The following is a 3,968-nucleotide window of genomic DNA, read 5'->3' on the forward strand; positions in this document are numbered from 1 at the left end:
GAACAGTTCTTCCGGCAGATCTGCCATCGCCAGGCGCTTGGCGGAATTGCGGAAGCGGCGTGCGTTGGCGTCCGGACGGAACAGGGTCGCGCCGCCATCCGGGAGGCGGTAGGCCTTCATGCCCTCGAAGATTTCCTGGGCATAGTGCAGGACCAGGGTGGCCGGGTCCAGGCTGAACGCAGTGCGCGCTTCGATCTTGGCGTCATGCCAGCCCTGGCCTTCGGTGTAGCGAATGGTCGCCATGTGGTCCGAGAAAATGCGTCCGAAGCCCGGATTCTCCATGAAGCTCGCGCGCTGGTCCGCGCTCACAGGATTCGGGTGCGGCTGATACGCCAGTTTGGATTTTTGTTCGCTGCTCATTGTTCGGCTACTCCTTGTCAACTTCCGGGATTTTTCCCGTCCTAAGCGAGTAGTCTAACACTTGGCTGCGCAATGCACTGCCAGCCACAAGGCGCCGTCGGAGACGCGCTGGACGGAGTGCGGGGTGCGGGCCGGCAGAAAAAGGTAGTCGCCGGACTTGAGCGGGACCTCGGCGCCATCGACGTCGAGCAGGGCTTCGCCTTGCAGCAGGATGACCCACTCGTCCTCTTCCTGCACGTAGAGCTGTGATTCGATTCTGCAGGTGCTGACGATGCGCTCGATGCGCAGGCCGCCGTGGGACAGCAGCGTGTCGAAGCGCTCGCCCTCTGCGGGCGGGGTGGCGCCGGCGAAGAAGTTGGCAACCGTCGTCATCTTAATTCACTCCCAGCAGAACCAGCGCCTGCTGGCGAGCGGCTGCGCGCAGGGAACCGCGCAGCGCTTCGTCGTCCGTGGTGCGCGCCAGCACCATGCCGCCCACGCACAGGGACACAATGGCCTGCGCGCGCTGTTCGGCATCCGGATAATCGGCCAGCGCATGACGATAGACGTGCGTCAGGTTGCGGATCAGGTCTGTGTAAGCCTTCTGCGGAGACAAGCCGGCACGCGCCACGTCGCCGGGCAAGGCGTATAGAGGGCAATGAGAGTCGATATCCGCCAGCACCGCATCGCTCAGGTAAAGATCGAGCAGCCGGCGCGCCAATGAATACGGATCGGGCGGCGGATTCTCCGCAATGCTGACCGCAAACGGATTGCAGCTCGTGAAGCTGGCCACTGCCGCCGCATACAGCTCGTCCTTGCTATCGAAGTGATTGTAAAAGCCACCGCGTGTGAGCCCGGCCTCGGACATGATGTTCTCGATCGACACCTGCTCGAAGCCGTAGCGGTTGAACAGCTTGCGCGCCGACTCGACAATTTTGGCGCGGGTGCGGGCCTTATGTTCGCTTGTGTAGGGCATCGTCATCCTCCTTGGGAGGCATTATCGCCCCGATTCAAATTATGTTCTTGAACATATTTTGGATCGCAGTATTCTCGTCTCCAACACCTCAACACAACCCAGGAGATACCAGATGTACACATTGACTACTTTCCGTTACGTCCCCGAATTCGCCATTGGCCATGTGCGCGAGCTGCGCGTGCGCTGGGCGCTGGAGGAAGCCGGACTGCCCTACGAGATACGCAATGTCGACGACCAGAACTCGCCCGAATTCCGCCAGCAGCAGCCTTTCGGACAAGTGCCGGTTCTGCACGATGGCGACTTCCCGATCTTCGAGTCCGGCGCCATCCTGCTGCACCTGGCGGAGAAAGAACCGAACCTGCTGCCCGCCGATCCGGCTGAGCGCGAACAAGCCAGGATGTGGATGTTCGCAGCGCTCAATACGGTCGAACCGCACACCGGCAATCTGGCCAATCTGCTGTTCTTCCACGCCAATGACGCATGGGCCAAGGAAGCGCGCCCGATGATGGAGGAGCTGGCGAAAAAACGCCTGGGCGCCATGGATACCTGGCTGGCCAACCGCGACTACCTGGCGGGCAGCTTCAGCGCGGCCGACATCCTGATGACGACTGTGCTGCGCCAGCTGGACGACAGCGGCGTGGTGGAGCAGTTCAAGAACCTGCTGGCTTACAAGCAGCGCTGCATGGCCCGTCCCGCCTTCAAGAAAGCGCTGGCCGACCATATGGAGCACTTCGCCGCAGGCAAGGCTGCTTAAAATCGCTTAGGCCGCCAGCGGACGATAGGCGCACTTGCCGGGCACCTCGACCGTCACGACGGTGCCTTTGCCGGCGTCGCTGACCAGCATGATTTGTCCGCCAAGCCGCTTGGCGCGCTCGCGCATGCCAACCAGGCCCCAGCGTCCCGCCGCCTGGCCTGCGGACTGCACGACGTCCGGCAGGCCGCGGCCATCGTCACGCACTGTCAGCGTGAGCATGTCCCTGCCATAGCTGACTTCGTAGCTAATACGCGAAGCCTGTGCGTGACGGGCGGCGTTACGCACGGCTTCCAGCGAGATGGCGCGCAATTCGTCATATACGCAGGGCGTAATCAGGGTCGCGTCGCCGTCCGACTTGCAGGCCAGCGCCAGCGTTGGATGTTCGGCCTGAATCGTTCGGCAAACGTCGTCCGCCAGATCGGTACCGGGTGCAGCCCGCAGATCGTGGACCTTGTCGCGGCCCTCCTCCAGCGCCGACTGGGCGAGATCCAGCGAGCGCTCGATGTCATGGCGCGCCTGCGAGTCGGACGGCAATCGATAGGTGGCCGTCTGCATCTGCAGCAGCGATGCCTGCACTGTTTGCAGCAGCGTGTCATGCAGGTCGCGCGCGATGCGTTCCCGCTCCTCCATGCGCGCTTCGATGCGCCCCGCTACCGCGCGCGAAACCTGGGCAACACGCAGCTTATAGATTGCCCACAGGCCCAGYGCCAGCAAGCCGGCGCACAGTACGCGGAACCAGATGGTCTGATAAAACGCCGGCTGCACGGTGAAGGCCATCACCGCGTCGGACTCGCTCCAGACGCCGTCGTTATTGGATGCCCGCACGCGGAAGCGGTAATCGCCCGGACCAAGGTCAGTGTAGGTTGCGGTACGCGTGAYGCCGCCTTGCTGCCAGCCGCGATCCACGCCTTCCAGCAGATACTGGAACTGCATGCGTTCCGGCATGGTGTAGCTCAGCGCCGTGTAGTCGATCTGCACGCGTCCCGGATTTGCGGGCAATTGATTGCTGCCCTGATCAGACATCGGAAACGCGACACCGTCCACATTCGCGCCGCGCACATAGACCGGCGGCGGAGTCTTGTTCCGCATTTCCGCTTTCGTATCAAGCCAGAACAGGCCTGCGGTGGTGGAGAACCACAGCTTGCCATCTGTGCCTGCAACGGCTGACGGTAACGGGAAAGCAGTCGTCGCCACGCCGCTCAGGCCGTCCTTGTGATCGAGCCGGCGGAAGCTGAAACGATAGCGCGGATCAGCCAGGGCCTTTTCCAGCTCGCGCTTGCTGACAATGGTGACGCCAGCGGAGCCATTCAGCCACAGCGCTCCGCCATAGTCCACAATGCCGGACAAGCCAAGCAGCGCATCGTCCCCCTGCCCGATGACCTGCACGAACTTCTTGCCGTCAAAATGGAATAAGCCGTTCAGGCCACCGATCCAGACGCCATCGCCACTTTCCACGATCTGTTCAGCGGTGCCGACGTGCAGACCATCCTTGACGTCGTAGATTCTGACCTTGCCGTCTTCCAGCACGCGAATGCTGTTGTCCATATAGCCAAACCAGATACGTCCGGCGTGGTCCTGCATGATCCAGTCGGCACGGCGTTTCAGGTCTTTGTAGCCGCCGCCGCGCTGCCACTCGCCGTCTTTCAGCCTGATCACACCTGCGTCGCGTGCAGCGACCCACAAGCCACCGTCCTTGTCCTGCGCGATGGAATGGAACTGCATCGTGGTCGCGTAGTCGGGCAAGGCAATGTGTTCGCGTTTGCCGTCCCTGTAATGCCAGAGTCCATCGCGGCCGCCGGTCCAGACATCGCGGCCGTTTTTGTGGATCACGCTGACGGCGGTATTTTCATTTTGCGGCGGCAGAGCGGCGATCGTCTGATAGCTCGGTGTCTTGACCTC

General features: G+C 62.3%; 4 protein-coding genes and 1 pseudogene. 1 reads left to right on the top strand and 4 read right to left on the bottom strand.

Going from position 1 to position 3,968, the window contains the following annotated elements; translation table 11 throughout:
* The 3 genes and pseudogenes from AB4Z11_RS25760 to AB4Z11_RS25770 all read right to left on the bottom strand — a co-directional run.
* Positions 1-360, bottom strand: a pseudogene (locus AB4Z11_RS25760) (branched chain amino acid aminotransferase); the annotation flags it as partial.
* 54 nt (positions 361-414) lie between these two features.
* A complete protein-coding gene (locus tag AB4Z11_RS25765; RefSeq protein ID WP_442028648.1) occupies positions 415-732 on the bottom strand; it encodes a cupin domain-containing protein in 318 nt (105 codons plus the stop codon).
* A 1-nt stretch (position 733) separates the two neighbouring features.
* The gene (locus tag AB4Z11_RS25770; protein WP_442028649.1) at positions 734-1,315 is read right to left on the bottom strand and encodes a TetR/AcrR family transcriptional regulator; all 582 of its coding nucleotides are present in this window, start codon (positions 1,313-1,315) and stop codon (positions 734-736) included.
* 112 nt (positions 1,316-1,427) lie between these two features.
* Here AB4Z11_RS25770 and AB4Z11_RS25775 point away from each other — a divergent pair, with 112 nt between their 5' ends.
* Positions 1,428-2,069, top strand: a complete 642-nt coding sequence (locus AB4Z11_RS25775) for a glutathione S-transferase family protein (protein ID WP_442028650.1) — start codon at positions 1,428-1,430, stop codon at positions 2,067-2,069.
* 6 nt (positions 2,070-2,075) lie between these two features.
* Here AB4Z11_RS25775 and AB4Z11_RS25780 read toward each other — a convergent pair.
* The coding region (locus tag AB4Z11_RS25780) for a triple tyrosine motif-containing protein (protein ID WP_442028651.1) at positions 2,076-3,968 on the bottom strand (1,893 nt) is incomplete at its 5' end.

It is taken from the genome of Pseudoduganella sp. RAF53_2, from assembly GCF_052113985.1.
In the GTDB taxonomy this organism is placed as follows: Bacteria; Pseudomonadota; Gammaproteobacteria; order Burkholderiales; family Burkholderiaceae_D; genus Rugamonas.

Excerpts from the sequence above, each read along its gene's own strand:
- AB4Z11_RS25765 (WP_442028648.1), bottom strand. The coding sequence starts at position 732 with ATGACGACGGTTGCCAACTTCTTCGCCGGCGCCACCCCGCCCGCAGAG.
- AB4Z11_RS25770 (WP_442028649.1), bottom strand. The coding sequence starts at position 1,315 with ATGCCCTACACAAGCGAACATAAGGCCCGCACCCGCGCCAAAATTGTC.
- AB4Z11_RS25775 (WP_442028650.1), top strand. The coding sequence starts at position 1,428 with ATGTACACATTGACTACTTTCCGTTACGTCCCCGAATTCGCCATTGGC.